Origin of the sequence: Aurantiacibacter flavus, from assembly GCF_039710615.1 — a bacterium.
In the GTDB taxonomy this organism is placed as follows: domain Bacteria; phylum Pseudomonadota; class Alphaproteobacteria; order Sphingomonadales; family Sphingomonadaceae; genus Alteraurantiacibacter; species Alteraurantiacibacter flavus.
The window spans coordinates 493,218-510,672 of record NZ_JBDLBR010000002.1 but is presented as its reverse complement, the minus strand read 5'-3'; the positions used below and the strand labels follow the sequence as shown (position 1 = coordinate 510,672).

General features: G+C 64.8%; 20 protein-coding genes. 18 read left to right on the top strand and 2 right to left on the bottom strand.

Features of this window, described 5'->3' with window-relative positions:
• Nucleotides 1–68 precede the first annotated feature (68 nt).
• The 5 genes from ABDJ38_RS07020 (at nt 69) to ABDJ38_RS07000 (ending at nt 3,309) form a co-directional block, all read left to right on the top strand.
• The gene (locus tag ABDJ38_RS07020) at nt 69–737 is read left to right on the top strand and encodes a glutathione S-transferase family protein (RefSeq protein WP_346784368.1); all 669 of its coding nucleotides are present in this window, start codon (nt 69–71) and stop codon (nt 735–737) included.
• Nucleotides 738–849: 112 nt separating this feature from the next.
• Nucleotides 850–1,005: a DUF1428 family protein gene (locus tag ABDJ38_RS07015; protein ID WP_346784367.1), complete on the top strand. Its 156-nt coding sequence runs from the start codon at nt 850–852 to the stop codon at nt 1,003–1,005.
• A gap of 103 nt (nt 1,006–1,108) precedes the next feature.
• Complete coding sequence (locus ABDJ38_RS07010) at nt 1,109–1,897, top strand: VOC family protein (RefSeq protein ID WP_346784366.1); 789 nt, start codon at nt 1,109–1,111, stop codon at nt 1,895–1,897.
• Between the two features lie 86 nt (nt 1,898–1,983).
• Entirely contained in the window at nt 1,984–2,628 is a 645-nt protein-coding gene (locus ABDJ38_RS07005) for a glutathione S-transferase family protein (protein WP_346784365.1), read from the top strand.
• Nucleotides 2,629–2,703: 75 nt separating this feature from the next.
• Nucleotides 2,704–3,309 carry a glutathione S-transferase family protein gene (locus ABDJ38_RS07000; protein WP_346784364.1) on the top strand — a complete coding sequence of 202 codons (606 nt, stop codon included), beginning with the start codon at nt 2,704–2,706 and terminating at the stop codon, nt 3,307–3,309.
• 4 nt (nt 3,310–3,313) lie between these two features.
• Here the strand turns inward: ABDJ38_RS07000 and ABDJ38_RS06995 are convergent, their stop codons facing one another.
• Complete coding sequence (locus ABDJ38_RS06995) at nt 3,314–3,919, bottom strand: J domain-containing protein (RefSeq protein WP_346784363.1); 606 nt, start codon at nt 3,917–3,919, stop codon at nt 3,314–3,316.
• A 55-nt stretch (nt 3,920–3,974) separates the two neighbouring features.
• On the opposite strand from ABDJ38_RS06995, the gene ABDJ38_RS06990 reads away from it, so the two are divergent.
• The 5 genes from ABDJ38_RS06990 (at nt 3,975) to ABDJ38_RS06970 (ending at nt 7,358) form a co-directional block, all read left to right on the top strand.
• Entirely contained in the window at nt 3,975–4,247 is a 273-nt protein-coding gene (locus tag ABDJ38_RS06990; protein ID WP_346784362.1) for a BolA family protein, read from the top strand.
• A gap of 4 nt (nt 4,248–4,251) precedes the next feature.
• The gene (locus ABDJ38_RS06985; protein ID WP_346784360.1) at nt 4,252–4,959 is read left to right on the top strand and encodes a glutathione S-transferase; all 708 of its coding nucleotides are present in this window, start codon (nt 4,252–4,254) and stop codon (nt 4,957–4,959) included.
• 14 nt (nt 4,960–4,973) lie between these two features.
• Nucleotides 4,974–5,930, top strand: a complete 957-nt coding sequence (locus tag ABDJ38_RS06980; RefSeq protein ID WP_346784359.1) for an aldo/keto reductase — start codon at nt 4,974–4,976, stop codon at nt 5,928–5,930.
• A 5-nt stretch (nt 5,931–5,935) separates the two neighbouring features.
• A complete protein-coding gene (locus tag ABDJ38_RS06975) occupies nt 5,936–6,847 on the top strand; it encodes a pirin family protein (RefSeq protein ID WP_346784358.1) in 912 nt (303 codons plus the stop codon).
• A gap of 103 nt (nt 6,848–6,950) precedes the next feature.
• Nucleotides 6,951–7,358, top strand: a complete 408-nt coding sequence (locus tag ABDJ38_RS06970) for an FKBP-type peptidyl-prolyl cis-trans isomerase (RefSeq protein ID WP_346784356.1) — start codon at nt 6,951–6,953, stop codon at nt 7,356–7,358.
• A 101-nt stretch (nt 7,359–7,459) separates the two neighbouring features.
• On the opposite strand, the gene ABDJ38_RS06965 is transcribed toward ABDJ38_RS06970, so the two are convergent.
• Complete coding sequence (locus ABDJ38_RS06965) at nt 7,460–8,551, bottom strand: DUF2332 domain-containing protein (RefSeq protein WP_346784355.1); 1,092 nt, start codon at nt 8,549–8,551, stop codon at nt 7,460–7,462.
• 44 nt (nt 8,552–8,595) lie between these two features.
• Here ABDJ38_RS06965 and hisG point away from each other — a divergent pair, with 44 nt between their 5' ends.
• From hisG to ABDJ38_RS06925, 8 genes are all read left to right on the top strand, one after another.
• Nucleotides 8,596–9,258, top strand: coding sequence for an ATP phosphoribosyltransferase (hisG, locus tag ABDJ38_RS06960; RefSeq protein ID WP_346784354.1), 663 nt, complete (start codon nt 8,596–8,598; stop codon nt 9,256–9,258).
• Nucleotides 9,258–10,535 carry a histidinol dehydrogenase gene (gene hisD, locus ABDJ38_RS06955; RefSeq protein ID WP_346784353.1) on the top strand — a complete coding sequence of 426 codons (1,278 nt, stop codon included), beginning with the start codon at nt 9,258–9,260 and terminating at the stop codon, nt 10,533–10,535. Before hisG ends, hisD begins: the two co-directional genes overlap by 1 nt.
• Nucleotides 10,535–10,984 carry a transcription antitermination factor NusB gene (gene nusB, locus ABDJ38_RS06950; protein WP_346784352.1) on the top strand — a complete coding sequence of 150 codons (450 nt, stop codon included), beginning with the start codon at nt 10,535–10,537 and terminating at the stop codon, nt 10,982–10,984. Before hisD ends, nusB begins: the two co-directional genes overlap by 1 nt.
• A 183-nt stretch (nt 10,985–11,167) precedes the next feature.
• Nucleotides 11,168–12,034, top strand: a complete 867-nt coding sequence (gene thiL / locus ABDJ38_RS06945) for a thiamine-phosphate kinase (protein WP_346784351.1) — start codon at nt 11,168–11,170, stop codon at nt 12,032–12,034.
• A 116-nt stretch (nt 12,035–12,150) separates the two neighbouring features.
• Nucleotides 12,151–14,313: a sodium-translocating pyrophosphatase gene (locus ABDJ38_RS06940; RefSeq protein WP_346784350.1), complete on the top strand. Its 2,163-nt coding sequence runs from the start codon at nt 12,151–12,153 to the stop codon at nt 14,311–14,313.
• 188 nt (nt 14,314–14,501) lie between these two features.
• On the top strand, nt 14,502–15,653 hold the full coding sequence (locus ABDJ38_RS06935) for a GNAT family N-acetyltransferase (protein ID WP_346784349.1): 1,152 nt from the start codon (nt 14,502–14,504) through the stop codon (nt 15,651–15,653).
• Nucleotides 15,650–16,519: a cupin-like domain-containing protein gene (locus ABDJ38_RS06930; protein ID WP_346784348.1), complete on the top strand. Its 870-nt coding sequence runs from the start codon at nt 15,650–15,652 to the stop codon at nt 16,517–16,519. The genes ABDJ38_RS06935 and ABDJ38_RS06930 overlap by 4 nt, the downstream gene beginning before the upstream one ends.
• Before the next feature lie 32 nt (nt 16,520–16,551).
• Nucleotides 16,552–17,448: an acyl-CoA thioesterase gene (locus ABDJ38_RS06925; RefSeq protein ID WP_346784347.1), complete on the top strand. Its 897-nt coding sequence runs from the start codon at nt 16,552–16,554 to the stop codon at nt 17,446–17,448.
• Nucleotides 17,449–17,455: the final 7 nt, after the last annotated feature.

The following is a 17,455-nucleotide window of genomic DNA, read 5'->3' as shown; positions in this document are numbered from 1 at the left end:
AATCAAGGCAAGCAGAACGATTCGCGAGAGGTCGCATTCATCAGACGAACGTATTTGGAGGCCGCTCGATGCCGCAGACTGCAAATGCCCCAATCACCATTTCCGCCTTCTCATGGGCACCCGAATTCGCACGTGGCAATGTCCGCGACCTTCCGGTGCGTTGGATGCTCGAGGAGATCGGGCGGGACTATGAGGTCGAACTGCTCGACGCGAAAACTCCACGCGGTCCGGAATACGTCGGCTGGCACCCGTTCGACCAAGTGCCTGCCTATCGCGACGACGAGGTCGAAATTTTCGAGGCGGCCGCGATCCTGCTACATCTGGCCGAGAAATCGGGCCAGTTCCTGCCCGTCGATGCTGCTGGTCGCGCCAAGGCAATAAGCTGGCTGTTTGCCGCCGTAAACGCTGTCGAACCGCCATTGCGCAACGTCACGACGTTTCCTCTGTTTTATAGCGATAGCGATTGGGCCGCGCCCGCTTCTGAGGCGCTCGCGCCCTTTGCCGAGAAGCGTCTTACGCGCGTGGCCGATGCCCTGGGTGCCAATCAGTGGATCGCAGAGGAGTTCAGCATCGCGGACATTATGCTGACCTTCATCCTGCGCACGATTGGCGGAAAGCTGATCGAAGCCTTCCCCGCCCTCGTGGCCTATGTCGAGCGAGGCAAGGCCCGCCCGGCCTACCAGCGTGCCCTCGCTGGGCAACTCGCCGATTTCGCCGACGAAAACGCACCGGCCTGATTGGGAGGACATCGATGTACATCCAAGGATTCCTGATCCCCGTACCCGAAGGCAAGCAGGAGGCCTACTTCGCGCTTGCCGAGAAAGCGGCCGCAAGTTTGCCGAATTGGGCGTGACCGAGATAGCCGAGTGCTGGGAGGAGGACGTCGCCGATGGCAAGGTGACCGACTTCCGCAAATCGGTGAAGGCCGAGGCGGGCGAGAAAATCGTGTTTTCTTGGATGGTCTGGCCCGACAAGGCGACCGCCGATACCGCCACGAGAAGATGACCAGCGACGGCTTCTGGGAAGAACCGATGGATGACCTGCCACTTGATGGGATGCGCATGATCTTCGATGGTTTCACTCCGATCTTCACGATGGGGCGCTGATCGTGGTCGGCTTTCCGATCTGGTACGAACTAATGACTCCCGAACCCGCCGCCGTGGCGCCGTTCTATAAGGCAACACTCGGCTGGGACATTTCCGCTAGCGGCAATGTCATGCCGAACGGCAGCGATTACCGCATGATTGCGCGTTCCGATGGCAGCTTTCAGGGAGGGGTCCTCACTCTTACCGAGGCAATGCTCGCGGGTGGAGCAAGCCCCGGCTGGCTGCCCTATTTCGACGTCGATGACGTTCAGGCCTGGTGCGACCTGGCCGAGGCGAAGGGCGCCAAGGTGTGGATGGTGCAGGCAATGACGGGCGTCGGAACAATGGCCATGGTGTCCGACCCTGAAGGTGTACCATTCTATGTCATGAAGCCCCAGCCACCCGCTGACGATCCCGATGCGAAAAGCACGGTGTTCGCACCCGGCGCTGTCGGCCGCTGTGCCTGGAACGAGCGCAACAAGGTATCCGGCGAGAACATGGTTGCATTTTACATCGACCTGTTCGACTGGACCGAGCTGGACGCCATCCCCATGCCAGAAGGACATTTCTATCGGATGGTTGGCACGGGCGAGCAGCGCATCGCCGCCATCAGCACCATGGGCGTTGCCGACCTCCCGCCGTCATGGCTGTGCTACTTCCGGGTCGCCAATCTTGCCGCCACCCGCACTGCCGTGGAAACGACCGGCGGCACTGTAGTGATGGCACCGGACCCGGTGCCGGGCAGCGAGAGCATTGTTGTGGCGAAAGACCCCGGCGGCGCGCTTCTCGCTTTCGTGGCCGAGGGGGCCTAGGCAAATTCTGGCACGCAAATCCCGATCAACCGGCCTATCGTCGCGCCAGTCGCAGCGAAAGACTCGGCGCACTCGGAGACCTTGCGATGCTCGAACTCTACGGCCACCCCTTCTCAAGCTACACCTGGAAAGCACGCATTGCGCTGCTTGCCAACAATACGCCGCACGTCCTGAAGATGGTCGATCCGGGCCATCCGGACAATTCGGCCTTCGTCGCCGTTGCCCACCCGGCGGGCAAGTTCCCCGTGCTCAAGGACGGCGACACCATCGTGATCGAGAGCAGCGCGATCATCGAATATCTGGCGCTGACCCATCCCGGCGATGCGCCGCTGATCCCGTCCGATCCGGACGACGCGGTCGCCGCCCGCATGCTCGACCGGGTGTTCGACAACTATGTGATGGCACCGACGACCGAGATCGTGCTCGCCCATATGGCCGAAGCGACCGATCCGGCGGTGATCGAGGGCGCCAGTGCGAGCCTGTTGCGGGCTTACGGCTGGCTCGAAAACTGGTTCGAGGGCAACCTTCTGCCTGCGCATTTCTCGCTCGCGAGTTGCGCTGCGGCACCGAGCCTGTTCTATGCCGACTGGGTCTGCCCCATTCCCGATGCCTGCGCACGCGTGAAAGGCCTGCGGGCGGAGTTGCTGTCGTACCAGCCGGTGATCCACTGCATCGACGAAGCGCGCCCCTATCGCAAGCTGTTCCCGCCCGGAGCGCCTGACCGCGACTAAGGCACAGGCTTGACCGGAAGCCTCCTAGCGCTAGTCTTGTTCCATATTTGTTCTTCTTGATTCGCGGAGCGTCCGATGGCCGATTTTACTTTGTTTTTCAATCCAATGAGCCGCGCACTGATTGCCAAGTGGGCGCTTGAGGAAGCAGGCGCCGATTACGCCATTTTTCCTGTTGAGTGGGACAACAAACCAGCCGAGCTGTTCGCGGCCAATCCGCTCGGTAAGGTACCCGCTCTCCTCCACCACCGGCCCGAGGGCGATCTTGCGGTGAGCGAATGTGCCGCAATCTGCCACTATCTCGCCGAAACGGCCGCGCCCGCGCTGTTGCCGAGCGATGACGAGAAGGCCGACTATTTCCGCATGATGTTCTTTGCCGCAGGGCCGGTGGAAGCGGCAGTGTCGAACAAGGCGGCAGGCTGGGTGCCCGAGGGCGAACGCGGCGAAATGACCATTGGCTACGGCAGCTTCGAAAGGGTCGCGGCCATGCTCGACGACTGGTTTGCCGAGCGTGACTACGTTTGCGGCGCGCGCTTCACCATGGCGGATGTCTATGTCGGCAGCCAGGTCGACTGGGGGCTGCGGTTCGGCTCGATCCCGGCTGGGGAGAACCTCGAAGCCTATGCAGCAAGGCTGCGCGAGCGCCCGGCCTATGCCAGCAGTATGGGCGCAATACCCGCCTGATAGCTCAGGAAAAGCCGTTCGCGCGGCGCAGCACCTGATAGGCCTCCACCACGCGCTGAAGGCGGTTTTCGTGGCTTCGGTCGCCGCCGTTGCGGTCGGGATGATAGCGGCGCACCAGCTCGGAATAGCGGCGGCGAAGCTGCGGTTTGTCCGCCTCCTGCGTGAGACCCATCACCTGTAACGCCTCGCGTTCGCGGGCAGAGAAACGGACCGCGCGCGCCGCCTCGGCCTGCGCCCGCTCGCCGCGGGCACGGGCGGCGTTACGGATGCCCTCCGCGCGCGCACCGATAGCGTCGAGCGGGTCTTCGAAGTCTGCCCAACGCGGGGTCGCGAAATGCGCCGCACCGCGAAAGCTCGGGCTTTCGCGCCGCCAGCCCGCCGCCGGGGCCTGCGCTTCGTAGATCTCGTCGGCGCTCATGCCGTCGAACCAGTCGTAGCCCGCGTTGAACTCGCGCACGTGCTGGAGGCAGAACCAGCGATAGTCGCCCGGCCCGTCGAACCCGTGCCCGCGCGAGCCGGGTGCTCTAAATTCGCCCGGTTCTTCGCATCCGGGGTAGTCGCAGGATCGAGCGCTGTCCTCGATCCGTCCATGAAACTTCGTTTGCCGCATTCGCATAATGATGGGGGCCTAGGCGGGCAAAGGAAAGCCCCCTACATGGGGCCACATGGCCGAAACGATGCAATCCAAGATCGAAACCCTCCTTACCGAGGCCCTGCAACCCACCCGGCTCGAGGTGATCAACGAGAGCGCGCACCATGCGGGCCACTCGGGCGACGATGGCAGCGGCGAATCGCACTTCGCCGTGATCATCGAGAGCCCCAAGTTCGCCGGTGTGAGCCGCGTGATGCGCCAGCGCATGGTCAATCAGGCGCTTGGCGATATCCCCGGCGACCGGGTCCACGCGCTCGCGATCAAGGCATCGGCGCCAGGAGAATAGCCGCATGAGTTATCAGCTGTTCTACTGGCCAAGCATCCCTGGGCGCGGTGAATTCGTGCGCCTGTTCATGGAAGCCGCCGAGCTCGAATATGAGGACGTCGCGCGCACCGATGGCGCCGATGCGCTGGTGGAAGACCTGCACGCACGCGAGGGCATCCGCCCCTTCGCCCCGCCCTATCTGGTCGACGACGAGGTGGTGATCGGGCAGACCGCGCTGATCCTGCTCTATCTGTCGGACAAGGAGGGGCTCGGCTCGGGCGATCTCGCCACCGACCTGAAGCTGATGCAGCTGCAGATGGACATTGCCGATCTGGTCGAGGAGATCCACGGCACGCACCACCCCATCGCGCCCGGCCTCTACTATGCCGACCAGATGGACGCGGCCTACGAGAAGGCCGCCGACCTGCGCGCCACGCGGCTGCCCAAATACCTGATTCACTTCGATAATGCGCTGGCCGCCAATGGCGGCCCGTTCATGCTGGGCGAGCAGTGGAGCCATGTCGACACCAGTCTGTTTCAGCTGATGGAGGGGCTCGACTTCGCGTTCCCCAACTATATGGCGCAGATGCAGGGCACCTGGGCCAATCTTGAGGCCTTGCAAGCCGCCGTACCCGATATCGAAGGCCTGACCGCCTATCTCGCCAGCGAGCAGCGGATGGAGTTCAACGAGGATGGCATCTTCCGCCATTACGAAGAACTCGACGAACAGTAGGAGCTTGATTTCTGATGGATTATGTCCGCTTAGGTCGCACCGAAGCCATGGTCAGCGTGGCGGGGCTTGGCTGCGGCGGGCACTCTCGGCTTGGTATGAGCTATGGCGCGGCGAGCGAGGAAGCTAGCCGGATCGTTGCCAAGGCTATCGACCTGGGAGTAAATTTCCTCGATACGGCAAGGTCTTACGGCACGGAAGAAGCGGTCGGCCTCGGCATTCGCGGACACGATCGCAGCAAGCTGTTCATCTCGACCAAGAGCTGGGCCGGCACCGATCTGTCGAACCGCAACCCCGATCCGCTCCCCGTGGCCGATTTCGTCGCCAATCTGGAAACGAGCCTGCGCACACTGGGCACCGACTATGTCGACCTATGGCACGTCCACGGTGTCTCGCCGCAACAGCTTGACCATGTTTACAACGAGTTGCTGCCCGAAATGCAGCGTCAGCGTGATCTCGGCAAGATCCGCTTCATCGGCATCACCGAGGCCTTCCGCGAGGACCTGCACCACGAAACGCTGCGACAGGCGCTCCCGACTGGGGAATTCGATGTGGCGATGGTGGGGTTCAACCTGATCAATGCCGGCGCTCGCAAAACCGTCTTCCCGCTTGCGCTCAAGCAGGATGTCGGAACGCTCATCATGTTTGCCGTACGCCGCGCGCTCAACAGCGCCGAAAACGCCGCCGAAGCGGTGGCACAATTGATTGAACTGGGCGAAGTGGACCCGGCGCTGGTCGATCCGGCCGATCCTCTCGGCTTCCTCGCCGAAAATCCCGAGATCAAATCGCAGGTCGAAGCCGCCTATCGCTTCTGCCGCTATGAACCGGGCGCGCATGTCGTGCTGACCGGAACGGGCAAGGAAGCGCATCTCGAAGAGAACGTCGCTTCGATTCTCGCCCCGCCATTGCCGAGCGAAACCAGCGATCGCCTCGCCCGTATTTTCGGGCAGGCTACCAGTATCTCGGGGGAGTAACCGCGATGAGCATTATCCAGACCGTCACCCCCGTCAGCCACGACCTTGGCGGCTTTACTGTACGCCGCGCCGTGCCCAGCCCGCAGTGCCGGATGGTCGGGCCGTTCGTGTTCATCGACCAGTTCGGCCCCGCCCGGCTCGATGTCGGTGACGGGATGGACGTGCGCCCGCACCCGCATATCAACCTGGCGACCGTTACCTGGCTGCTCGGCGGCGATCATGCCCCCGGTAATTTTTCAGGCGCAATCGAGCACCGCGACAGCCTCGGCACGTTCAGCACGATCCGCCCCGGCACCGTCAACCTGATGACCGCCGGACGCGGCATCGTTCATTCGGAACGCTCCCCGCAGAACGAGCGGCAGAAGGGCGCGGGGCTCTACGGCATGCAGACCTGGCTCGCCCTGCCCGAGGCGCAGGAGGAGATCGACCCGGCCTTCGAGGCCGTGAGCGACCTGCCGCTAATCGAGGATTCCGGCGTGAAGGCGCGCGTGATCATGGGCTCCCTGTGGGGCCGAACCGCGCCGGTCACCACCTATGCCGAGACGATCAACGCCGAGATCGTGCTGGCAGGCGGCGGCTCGATCCCCATCGACGCCGAGGCTGACGAGCGCGCGCTGATGTTGGTGGGCGGCGCCGCCACCATCGACGGCCAACCGCTCGGACTTTACGAGCTGACGCTGCTCAAGCCTGGCGCGGCCATGACGCTCGCCTCGGACACCGGCGGCACGGTCATGCTGATGGGCGGCGAGGCCTTTGCCACAAGGCGCCACGTGTTCTGGAACTTCGTCAGCTCCGACCGCGAGCGGATCAATCAGGCCAAGGAAGACTGGCGCGAAGGCCGCTTCCCCATGGTTCCGGGCGACGAGGAGGAGTTTATACCCCTCCCCGAAAGGCCCAAAACCGTGAGCTATCCCTGACGTGCAACCACGGCTAAGGCACGATCCCATGATCCGCACCGCCCTTTTCGCCGCCTTTGCAGCGGCCCTCATTTCCGTTCCGGCACATTCTCAGGAGACCCCAGTGAACAAAGGCCAATCCTCCGCCTGGCTTAACGAACAACAGGCGGCGCTTGCCGAAGCGACGCAGGCCGATGGCTGGTACACGCTCGACGGCGGCGTGAAGTTCCGCCGCACCGCCGGTGACGGCACCGGCCCCGCGCCGACCGTGCAGGACACGGTGACGGTGCACTACACTGGCAAGCTGACCGACGGCACGACCTTCGATTCGAGCCGTGGTCGCGATCCGGCGACCTTCCCGCTCGGGCGGCTGGTGAAGGCCTGGCAAATCGCCATTCCCTACATGGGCGTGGGCGACACGGCCGAGATTCTGGTGCCGGCCGAGATGGGCTATGGCCCGCGCGGTGCCGGTCCGATCCCGCCCGCCTCGACGCTGTGGTTCGAGATCGAGCTGCTTGAGATCGAGGATTAGGTTTGCCAACTCCCCTCCCCTTGGGGAGGGGCCGAGGGTGGGGGCTACAACGGCTGATCCCCCATCCCAACCCTTCCCCACGGGGAAGGGCTTTTCAGGTTTTAGCCCTGCCACTCAACCCATGCTCCGTGCGGGTGCGCTTCGGCGAGCTGCACCGCCTCCTCGCCCCGCTCGCCATTTTTGGGCCAATACCGCAGCTTCAACTCATGGCGGAAGGTCGCCCGGTTGGTCTCGACCGCGATCCACGCCAGCGGGCGTTCCGGCGTCGCGGCAGCCCCCGCCTCCTCCATCGCCGCCGTAATGGCGGCGCGCGAAGCTTCGGGCAGATATTGCCACATCACCGTATGGAACAGCACGCGGGTCACGCCCTCTTCCTGCGGCTCCGCCAATTTCTGCGCGACGAATTCGGCGGCGTCCATCTGCACCAGATCGGGCGCGGCGCGCTTGGCCATGGCGATGGCGGTGTCCATCCGCGCCATGCGCTCCTTCGCGTCGGCCCAGATATAGCTCTTCAAACGCATCGCCTGCGCCTCGTCGGTGAGGTCGATCGGCGCGAGGTCGCAGCCCGCGACATCGACAATCTCCACCTCGCCCGCTGGCGGCGCGTCGCCGCGCCATTCGGGCACGATCTTCATGCTGGAAAGGCTCGGGCCCGCCGTGGTGCCGCCCAGATCGTAGCAATAGCGCCCCATCATCGTGTTGATGCCCGCGCTCGCGCCGATCTCGATCAACTGGAACTTCGGCCCGAATTTCTGCGCCAGCCACAAGAGCGCGCCCATCACCGAGGCCGAGCGGCCAGCCTCATTGGTCTGCGGCGGACCGTCGAGCCACGGCAGCAGCACGGTATCGAATTTGCGGGCAGCCTCCAGCACGATGGCGTCGATCTGCCCCTGATCGCTCACCAACCCGCCATAGATCGGTGCAAGGCGAGGCTCCTCGCCGGTGAGGTGGAGGAAGTGCAGCGCGCCCGCGATGCGCAGCGGCATCGCATCTTCGAGCACCGCGCCCTGCCAGGCCGCCATGCGCCGCCCGGTGGCGGTGTCGGCAGCCTCGGCGATGGCGAGCGTGGCCAGAATGATCTTGCCGGTGATCGGCGCACCCGCCCGCGTCGCGTGTTCGGCCTGCCAGCGAATGCCCTCGGCAACGTCTGTGATGTCCATGAGGCCGCGCCCCTGTTCGCCCGTCTGTGCCATTGGTGGATTGCCCTTTCGCCTGGCTGTCCCTACATCGCGCGCCCATGACCCAGCCGCTGACATTTGCCGTGCCCAAGGGGCGTATTCTCGACGAGGCCTTGCCGGTGATGGCGCGCGGCGGCGTCGTGCCTGAAAGCGCGTTCCACGACAAGATGGACCGCTCGCTGAGTTTTGCCAGTGAAGATGGCAAGATGCGCATCATCCGCGTGCGCGCTTTCGACGTGGCGACCTTCGTCGCCTTCGGCGCGGCGCAGGTCGGGATTGTCGGCTCCGACGTAATCGAGGAGTTCGACTATTCGGAGCTTTATGCCCCGGTCGATCTCGGCATCGGCGCCTGCCGTCTGTCGGTGGCCGAGCCTGCTGAGGCGAACGACTATTCCGCCGGGATCGCCAGCCACATGCGCGTGGCGACCAAGTATCCGAACATCACCAGTCGCTGGTTCGAACAGCAGGGCGTGCAGGCCGAGTGCGTGAAGCTGAACGGCGCGATGGAGCTGGCGCCTTCGCTGGGGCTGGCCGGACGGATCGTCGATCTGGTATCCACCGGCAGCACACTGAAGTCGAACGGGCTGGTCGAGAAAGAGACGATCATGCAGATTTCGGCGCGCCTGATCGTCAACCGCGCGGCGTTGAAGACCGACCCGCGCGTGAGCGAACTCGTCGAGCGGTTCCGCAAGGTGGCGAGCCCAGAGACAGCGAGCGCCTGATGCAGCGGCTTTCCACCAGCGATGCCGATTTCGAAGGCAAGTTCGCCGCCATCGTCGATGACCGGCGCGAAAGCGATGCCGGGGTGTCGGACAAGGTCGCGCAGATCCTCGCCGACGTGCGCCAGCGCGGCGACGCGGCGGTGCGTGAGCTGACCGAGACTTACGACCGCCACCAGCTCGACTGGCGCATTCCCGCGGCCGACTGCGAGGCGGCGTTCGAAGCGCTCGAACCCGAAGCGCGCAACGCGCTTACGCTCGCGGCGGACCGCATCCGGGCCTATCACGCGGCGCAACTGCCCGAAGACCGCGACTATCGCGACGATGTGGGCGTTCGCCTCGGTGCGCGCTGGTCTGCCGTCGATGCGGCGGGGCTCTATGTTCCCGGCGGCAATGCGGCTTACCCCTCCAGCCTGCTGATGAACGCGATCCCCGCCAAGGTCGCGGGCGTCGAGCGGCTGGTGGTCGCCACCCCCACCCCCGATGGCGTGGTTAACCCGCTGGTTCTGGCCGCCGCGCACCTGTGCGGGGTCGACGAGGTGTGGCGGATCGGCGGTGCGCAGGCGATTGCCGCGCTCGCCTATGGCACCGAGACCATCGCGCGGGTGGACGTCATCACCGGCCCCGGCAACGCCTGGGTAGCCGAGGCCAAGCGCCAGCTTTACGGCGTGGTCGGGATCGACATGGTGGCCGGGCCCAGCGAAATTCTGGTGATTGCCGATGGCCAGTCGAACCCCGCGTGGATCGCCGCCGACCTGCTGAGCCAGGCCGAGCATGATCCCAGCTCGCAGTCGATCCTCATCACCGACGACGGGGCCTTCGCCGACAGGGTCGAGACCGAGGTCGAAGCGCTGCTCGGCAAGCTGGCCACCGGCGAGCGGGCGCGGCGGAGCTGGCAGGACTACGGCGTGGTGATCGTCGCCAGCGACCTTGCCGCCGAGGCTCCGGCGCTGGCCAACCGCCTTGCCGCCGAACACGTCGAAATCAGCACCGACGATCCGGAGGTTATTTTTGATAACCTGCGCCATGCGGGCAGCGTCTTCCTCGGCCGCCACACCCCTGAGGCCATCGGTGACTATGTCGCCGGGCCGAACCACGTCCTTCCCACAGGCCGCCGCGCGCGCTTTGCCAGCGGCTTGTCGGTGCTCGATTTCATGAAGCGCACGAGCTTCATTTCGCTGAACGAAGAGGCGCTTGGCGCGATCGGCCCTGCGGCCGTGACGCTGGCCGAAATCGAGGGCCTTCCGGCCCATGGCGAAAGCGTAAAGGTCCGTTTATAATGAGCAAATCCAAACGTTCGAGCACCCGCTCCTCCGCGCGTCTCGCCGCCGTTCAGGCGCTTTATCAGCGCCAGATGGAAGGCACCCCGCTGCCCCGTCTGCTCGACGAGTTTCACCAGCACCGGCTCGGCAAGGAGATCGAGGACGATCAGTACGCCGAGGCCGATGTGCCGTTCTTCGACGACGTGGTCAGCGGCTATGCCGCGCGCGAGGAGGAGATCGACGCGCTGCTGGTGAGCAAACTCGCCGAGGGCTGGACGCTGGCGCGGCTCGACAAGACGATGCTGCAAATCCTGCGCTGCGGGGCCTACGAGCTGGTGGCCCGGTCGGACATTTCCACCGGCACCGCGATCAGCGAATATGTCGACGTGGCCAAGGCCTTCTTCGATGACCGCGAGGCGAAGTTTGTCAACGGCGTGCTCGATGCCGTGGCCAAGCAGGTGCGCTGACCTCGTTCCGCTCGCCCTGAGCTTGTCGAAGGGCTGCTTTTCCTTCGCGATCCGCGCGCGGGGTTCAAGGGGAAGGACGATCCTTCGACAAGCTCAGGATGAGCGGGGGTGATGATAGGGTCTTGCACCCGAGGCCTGCGCGGCTAGGCCATAGGCCGTGACCCAATCCGCGAACCCACAAGAATGAACGAATCCGCCTTCATCGAAGCGCTGCGCCTGCTCCCCACGCACCCCGCCGCGCGCGGGCTGGCTGATGACTGCGCCGTGCTCGACCTCGGCAGTGAAACACTGATCCTCACCCACGACATGCTGGTCGAAGGCACGCACTACCTGCCCGAGGCCGATATGGCCGATGTCGCGTGGAAGCTCGTCGCCACCAACCTTTCCGACCTTGCCGCCAAGGGTGCGGAGCCAGTGGGTGTCCTCATCGGCCATATGCTGGGCCGCGATGATGAGCGCTTCGTGACCGGCCTCGCCAAGGTGCTCGCGCATTACGAGGTTCCGCTGCTGGGCGGCGACACCGTGGCGGGCAAAGGCACCCGCACCCACGGCCTCACCGCCATCGGTCGTGCGACCTGCACCCCTGTTCCCGCCCGCGATGGCGCGCAGCCGGGCGATACCTTGTGGCTGGTCGGCGAGGTCGGCGCTGCCATGCTCGGGTTCGAGACGCTGCGCGATGGCACCGGGGCTGACCAAGCGGCCTACTCACGGCCCCACGCCCGCGTCAAAGAAGGTCAGGCGCTAGCCCCCCTAGCCCATGCCATGATGGATGTATCCGACGGCCTGCTGCTCGATGCCTTCCGCATGGCCGAGGCCTCTGAGGTCACGCTTGCCATCGACGGCGCACAGGTACCCGTCGCCGCGCCCGAGCGCCGTCTAGAATGCCTGACCTGGGGCGACGACTACGCGCTGCTCGCCGCCCTTCCCCAAGGCACCGAGCCGCCCTGCCAGGCCACCCGTATCGGGACGGTCGAACCACGCGGCTTTGCCCCGCTGTTTCTCGATAGGGAGCCGGTGCTCAACGCCGCAGGGCTCGGCTACAGCCACTGATTCGCGGCCTAAGTACCAAGGCGGCTTGCTCAAAGATGAACATGTGTTAGCCATAGGCACCTTGCGGACCCGGAAAATATCGGGCCGCGTTCACACGGGAAGAGGACTAGTGGGCTATGGACCTAACACTTGTCGCTATTGTCCTGGGGCTGCTCGCCGTTGTTTACGGCTTCGTGACCAGTCGCCAGGTGCTCGGCTCTGATGCCGGCAATGCCAAAATGCAGGAAATCGCTGCGGCCATTCAGGAAGGGGCGCAGGCCTACCTGAAGCGCCAGTATACCACCATCGCCATTGTCGGCGTTGTCGTCGCAGTGCTGGTGGCGCTGTTCCTCGGCTTAGTGCCTGCCGCCGGCTTCGTGCTTGGCGCGATCCTGTCGGGCGTTGCAGGCTACACCGGCATGGAGATCTCGGTCCGCGCCAATGTGCGCACCGCCGCCGCTGCCGAGAAGGGCCTGCAACAGGGCCTCACCCTCGCCTTCCGTTCGGGCGCGATCACCGGGCTGCTGGTAGCGGGCCTCGCCCTGCTGGCGATTTCCGGGTTTTATTACTACCTCACTGCCATTGCCGGGCACGGCGTGGGCGGCGCTGACCGCACCGTGGTCGATGGCCTCGTGGGCCTCGCCTTCGGTGCCTCACTGATCTCGATTTTCGCGCGGCTTGGAGGCGGCATCTTCACCAAGGCCGCCGACGTCGGGGCCGATCTTGTCGGCAAGGTTGAGGCAGGCATTCCTGAAGACGATCCGCGCAACCCCGCCGTGATCGCCGACAATGTGGGCGACAACGTGGGCGACTGTGCGGGCATGGCCGCCGACCTGTTCGAGACCTATGTCGTAACCGTGGGCGCAACCATGGTACTGACGGCGCTGTTGCTGAAGAGCGCGGGAGACGTGCTCGCCCCGCTGATGGCGCTGCCGCTGCTGATCGGCGGTGTGTGCATCGTCACCTCGATTATAGGCACCTATTTCGTGCGGCTGGGCTCCAGTGGCGCTGGGGCAACCAACGTGATGGGAGCGATGTACAAGGGCTTCCTCGTCTCGGCAGTGCTGGCGATCCCGGCGATCTGGTTCGCAACCGACTACGCCATCGGCATCGATACCGTGATCGGCGGCGCAGTTAGCGGCATCGACAGCGGCGCGCCGCTGGCCGAGGAAGGCCTGTCCGAACAGGTCGCGACCTTCACCGGCTGGGATCTGTTCTATTGCTCGCTGCTCGGCCTTGCCATCACCGGGCTGATCATCTGGATCACCGAGTATTACACCGGCACCAAGTATCGCCCGGTGCGCTCGATCGCCAAGGCTTCGGAAACGGGCCATGGCACCAATGTGATCCAAGGGCTGGCGATCTCGCTTGAGGCGACTGCGCTGCCGACAATCGTGATCGTCGCAGGCATCATCATCGCCTATCAGTTCGCCGGGCTCATGGGCATCGCCTATTCGGCCACCGCGATGCTGGCGCTGGCGGGCATGGTCGTGGCGCTCGACGCCTATGGCCCTGTGACCGACAATGCAGGCGGCATCGCCGAAATGGCAGGCCTCGACGAGTCTGTTCGCGAAAAGACCGACCTGCTCGACGCCGTGGGCAACACCACCAAGGCCGTGACCAAGGGCTATGCCATCGGCTCGGCGGGTCTGGCCGCGCTGGTGTTGTTCGCCGCCTACACCGCCGATCTCGCGGAGTTCTTCCCCACGCTCGATGTCGATTTCAGCCTGGAGAACCCCTACGTGATCGTCGGCCTCTTGCTGGGAGCGCTGCTGCCCTATCTGTTCGGCGCCATGGGAATGACCGCCGTGGGCCGCGCGGCGGGCGACGTGGTGAAAGATGTGCGCGACCAGTTCGCGGGCGATCCGGGCATCATGGCGGGCACATCCAAGCCCAACTATGCGCGCACGGTCGATCTCGTCACCAAGGCCGCGATCAAGGAAATGATCGTGCCCTCACTGCTGCCCGTGCTGGCTCCAATAGTGGTCTATTTCGTGATCACGCTGGTGGCGGGCCAGCAGAACGGCTTTGCCGCGCTTGGCGCGCTCTTGCTCGGCGTGATCGTGGGCGGGCTGTTCGTGGCGCTTTCGATGACCGCCGGTGGCGGCGCATGGGATAACGCCAAGAAATATATCGAGGACGGCAACCACGGCGGCAAGGGCTCAGACGCTCACCACGCCGCCGTCACGGGCGATACGGTGGGCGATCCTTACAAGGACACCGCCGGCCCCGCCGTGAATCCGATGATCAAGATCACCAACATCGTGGCGCTGCTGCTGCTGGCCGCGCTCGCCGGATAAGGCACGCTCCGTACCGGAGGGTCGCAAGGGGCCCGCCCGCAGTCTCGCAAACGAGAATCTGCGGGCGGGCCTTATTCATTTCATGCGATTAACTGTTCCTTGGCCGCCAGTGGGTTATAACATATGTCGGTGCAGAGGGGCTGCATCGGCACAAAGGTTAACCCACGCTCTTGCACAAGGCCGGACCCTTGAACGCATTGCCAGTTGCGCAGGTTAGTGGTTCTCCCTCTCCGGGGGCTGCGGACCTGTGGGTGGGCGATTGGCGCGAACGCGACAATGCCGCCGACATCCGAGCCTGGGACGCGCTGGCCGCAACCTCCAGCGAGCCGAATCCTTTCTTCGAAAGCTGGTACTTGCTCCCTTCGCTGCGCGCGCTCGATCCAGCTGGCAGCGTGCGCCTCGCCGTGCTTGAAGCGTCCGGCCTGTGGCTTGGCCTCATCCCGCTCAGGTGGGAGTCCTTCTACTATGGCAAACCGCTGCCGCACTGGCGCATCTGGTGTCACGAGAACAGCTTTCTTGGTCAGCCGCTGGTTGTGCGCGGATTCGAGCAGGCGTTCTGGCATGCGCTGCTCGGCTGGCTTGATCGCCACGCCCTGTTCGCCCTGTTCGCGCACCTGCCGCAAGTCGGCACGGACGGGCCAGTCCACACAGCGCTCGCTGCCGAACTATTGGATCATTCGCGCCCCGCCGGCACCGTGCTGGAGGGCGAACGCGCCTTGCTGGAAACCGACCTTTCCCCCGACGCCTATCTTGAAGCCTCGCTCTCGACCAAGAAACGCAAGGAGCTGCGCCGCCAGCACCGCCGCCTCGCCGAAGTGGGAACGCTGTCGGTCGACAGGCACGAGGACGCGGAAGATATCGAACGCTGGACTGAAGAGTTCCTCAGGCTCGAAGCTTCCGGTTGGAAAGGCCGCGCGGCCTCGGCGCTTGCCAGCGCCCGCCCAACGGCCACGCTCTTTCGCGAAGCGATGGCCGAAGCGGCAGCGCGGGGGCGGCTCGAGCGACTCGCGATTCGGCTCGACAGCCAGCCGATCGCCATGCTCGCCACCTTTACCGCCGCCTCGGGCGCCTTCTCGTACAAGACTGCCTTCGCCGAGGACTATGCCCGCTTTTCGCCTGGCGTCCTGTTGCAACGCGAGGCGCTGGCCCTGGCCGAGCGCGAAGGCATCGACTGGATCGACAGCTGCGCGGGGGCCGACCACCCGATGATCGACCACTTCTGGCGCGAGCGGCGCCGCATCGCCCACCACTCCATCGCAATTGGCGGAAGTGCGCGGCGCGCCCTGTTCGCCTGTCTCAACCGCTTGGAAACAGGCCGTGCACCCCAAGGCATCGCATGAACGATCAACCTGTCACCGTCACCCCCGCGAACATATTCCCCATGCGGACACGGGCCAACTTTGCGTCGTCCTATCCCGAAGGCCCGCACAAGCTGGAACATTCGCTCGGTACGCATCCGCTGCTCGACCTTGAAGCACTGGCGCAGCTGGCCGAAACGCTGCCCGAAAAGAGCATCGAGTATAACCGCGGCGATCTGCCACTTGGCGTGGAGGGAAAGCCCGAAACCACCGGCCTGTCGATTGGCGAGACGATCCGTAACATCGAGACCGCCAATAGCTGGGCCGTGCTCAAGAACATCGAGCAGGTGCCCGCCTATGCCGATCTGCTGCACGACCTGCTGAGCGAAATCGAAGACCCGATCTGCCAGCGCACCGGCAAGATGATGCGGCGGCAGGGCTTCATCTTCGTGTCGAGCGCAAATGCGGTCACGCCCTATCACTTCGACCCGGAGCACAACATCCTGCTCCAATTGCGCGGGACCAAGGAGATGACCGTCTTTCCCGCTGGCGACTCGCGTTTTGCCCCCGACGAGGTCCATGAGGCCTATCACACCGGTGGCCCGCGCGAATTGCATTGGCACGACGCCTTTCTGCGCGCGGGAAAGACCTTCAGCCTCGCGCCCGGCGAAGCAATATTCGTGCCCGTGATGGCGCCGCATTTCGTGCGTAATCAGAACGCGGTCTCCCTGTCGCTCTCGATTACCTGGCGCTCGGAATGGAGCTTTGCCGAGTCGGATGCGCGTGCGTTCAACAAGTTGCTGCGCTCGATCGGCCTGCGTCCGGCACCACCACAGCGGTGGCCGGGAAAAAACCGCGCCAAGTCATTGGCATGGCGGGTCTTGCGCAGAATGCCGGGCATTTCTTGACGGATCGCTTCGCGAAGGCCATGGCTCCAGCAATGCAGCAGGATTCCGCTTCCGCTCCCACCCCCGAGCAGTTGGTCGCCGACCTGGTGCTCCTGCTCAATCTCGAAACGCGAGGTGGTGACCGCTGGATCGGCCGCCGGCGCGAGCTGGGGACAGGCCGGGTTTTCGGCGGTCAGGCCATCGCCCAGGCGCTGAGCGCGGCCCGCCGCACCATCGAGGATGACCGTGAGGTCCACTCGCTGCATGCCTATTTCCTGCGCCCCGGCAGTGATGACTTGCCGATCGAATACCGCGTGAAGCGCGACCTCGACGGCCGCAGCTTTTCCAATCGCCGCGTCGTGGCGAGCCAGGAAGGGGTGCCGATCCTCAACCTCGTCGCTTCGTTCCAGCGGCAGAGCGACGGGGCCAGCCACCAGTTCCGCGAGATGCCGCAGGTTCCTCCGCCCGAAGAGCTGGTATCCGACGCCAAGCTTGGCCGGGCCGCTGCCGAGCAGATGCCCGATTCGACGCTGAAGACGCTGCTGATGCGGCCGCAGCCGATCGATTTCCGTTCGGTCGAACCGCGCGACTGGATGCACCCGCAGCCGCGCGAGCCGATTTCGCACGTGTGGTTCCGCGTGGTTGCGCCGCTGCCACCGATCGCCGCACTGCACCGGGCGGTGCTCGCCTTCGTGTCGGACTTCCAGCTGCTCGCCACGGCGCTCCAGCCGCACGGAAAGAGCTTCCTGCGCAACGAAGTGAAAGGTGCCAGCCTCGATCACGCCTTGTGGTTCCACGACGATTTCTCGGTCGACGAGTGGCTGCTTTACGTCACCGAAAGCCCGTGGTCGGGCAATGGCCGCGGCTTTGGCCGGGGTGAGGTATTCACCCGCGACGGCCGGTTGGTGGCCAGCGTGGCACAGGAAGGCATGCTGCGCCTGCTCGACTGACCGCGCG

Bases quoted from the DNA above. Each gene is read 5' to 3' on its own strand.
- ABDJ38_RS07020 (WP_346784368.1), top strand. From the start codon at position 69: ATGCCGCAGACTGCAAATGCCCCAATCACCATTTCCGCCTTCTCATGG.
- ABDJ38_RS06930 (WP_346784348.1), top strand. From the start codon at position 15,650: ATGAACGATCAACCTGTCACCGTCACCCCCGCGAACATATTCCCCATG.
- ABDJ38_RS06975 (WP_346784358.1), top strand. From the start codon at position 5,936: ATGAGCATTATCCAGACCGTCACCCCCGTCAGCCACGACCTTGGCGGC.
- thiL (WP_346784351.1), top strand. From the start codon at position 11,168: ATGAACGAATCCGCCTTCATCGAAGCGCTGCGCCTGCTCCCCACGCAC.
- ABDJ38_RS06965 (WP_346784355.1), bottom strand. From the start codon at position 8,551: ATGGCACAGACGGGCGAACAGGGGCGCGGCCTCATGGACATCACAGAC.
- ABDJ38_RS06995 (WP_346784363.1), bottom strand. From the start codon at position 3,919: ATGCGGCAAACGAAGTTTCATGGACGGATCGAGGACAGCGCTCGATCC.
- ABDJ38_RS06925 (WP_346784347.1), top strand. From the start codon at position 16,552: ATGCAGCAGGATTCCGCTTCCGCTCCCACCCCCGAGCAGTTGGTCGCC.
- ABDJ38_RS07005 (WP_346784365.1), top strand. From the start codon at position 1,984: ATGCTCGAACTCTACGGCCACCCCTTCTCAAGCTACACCTGGAAAGCA.
- ABDJ38_RS07000 (WP_346784364.1), top strand. From the start codon at position 2,704: ATGGCCGATTTTACTTTGTTTTTCAATCCAATGAGCCGCGCACTGATT.
- ABDJ38_RS06990 (WP_346784362.1), top strand. From the start codon at position 3,975: ATGGCCGAAACGATGCAATCCAAGATCGAAACCCTCCTTACCGAGGCC.
- hisD (WP_346784353.1), top strand. From the start codon at position 9,258: ATGCAGCGGCTTTCCACCAGCGATGCCGATTTCGAAGGCAAGTTCGCC.
- hisG (WP_346784354.1), top strand. From the start codon at position 8,596: ATGACCCAGCCGCTGACATTTGCCGTGCCCAAGGGGCGTATTCTCGAC.
- nusB (WP_346784352.1), top strand. From the start codon at position 10,535: ATGAGCAAATCCAAACGTTCGAGCACCCGCTCCTCCGCGCGTCTCGCC.
- ABDJ38_RS06940 (WP_346784350.1), top strand. From the start codon at position 12,151: ATGGACCTAACACTTGTCGCTATTGTCCTGGGGCTGCTCGCCGTTGTT.
- ABDJ38_RS06980 (WP_346784359.1), top strand. From the start codon at position 4,974: ATGGATTATGTCCGCTTAGGTCGCACCGAAGCCATGGTCAGCGTGGCG.
- ABDJ38_RS06985 (WP_346784360.1), top strand. From the start codon at position 4,252: ATGAGTTATCAGCTGTTCTACTGGCCAAGCATCCCTGGGCGCGGTGAA.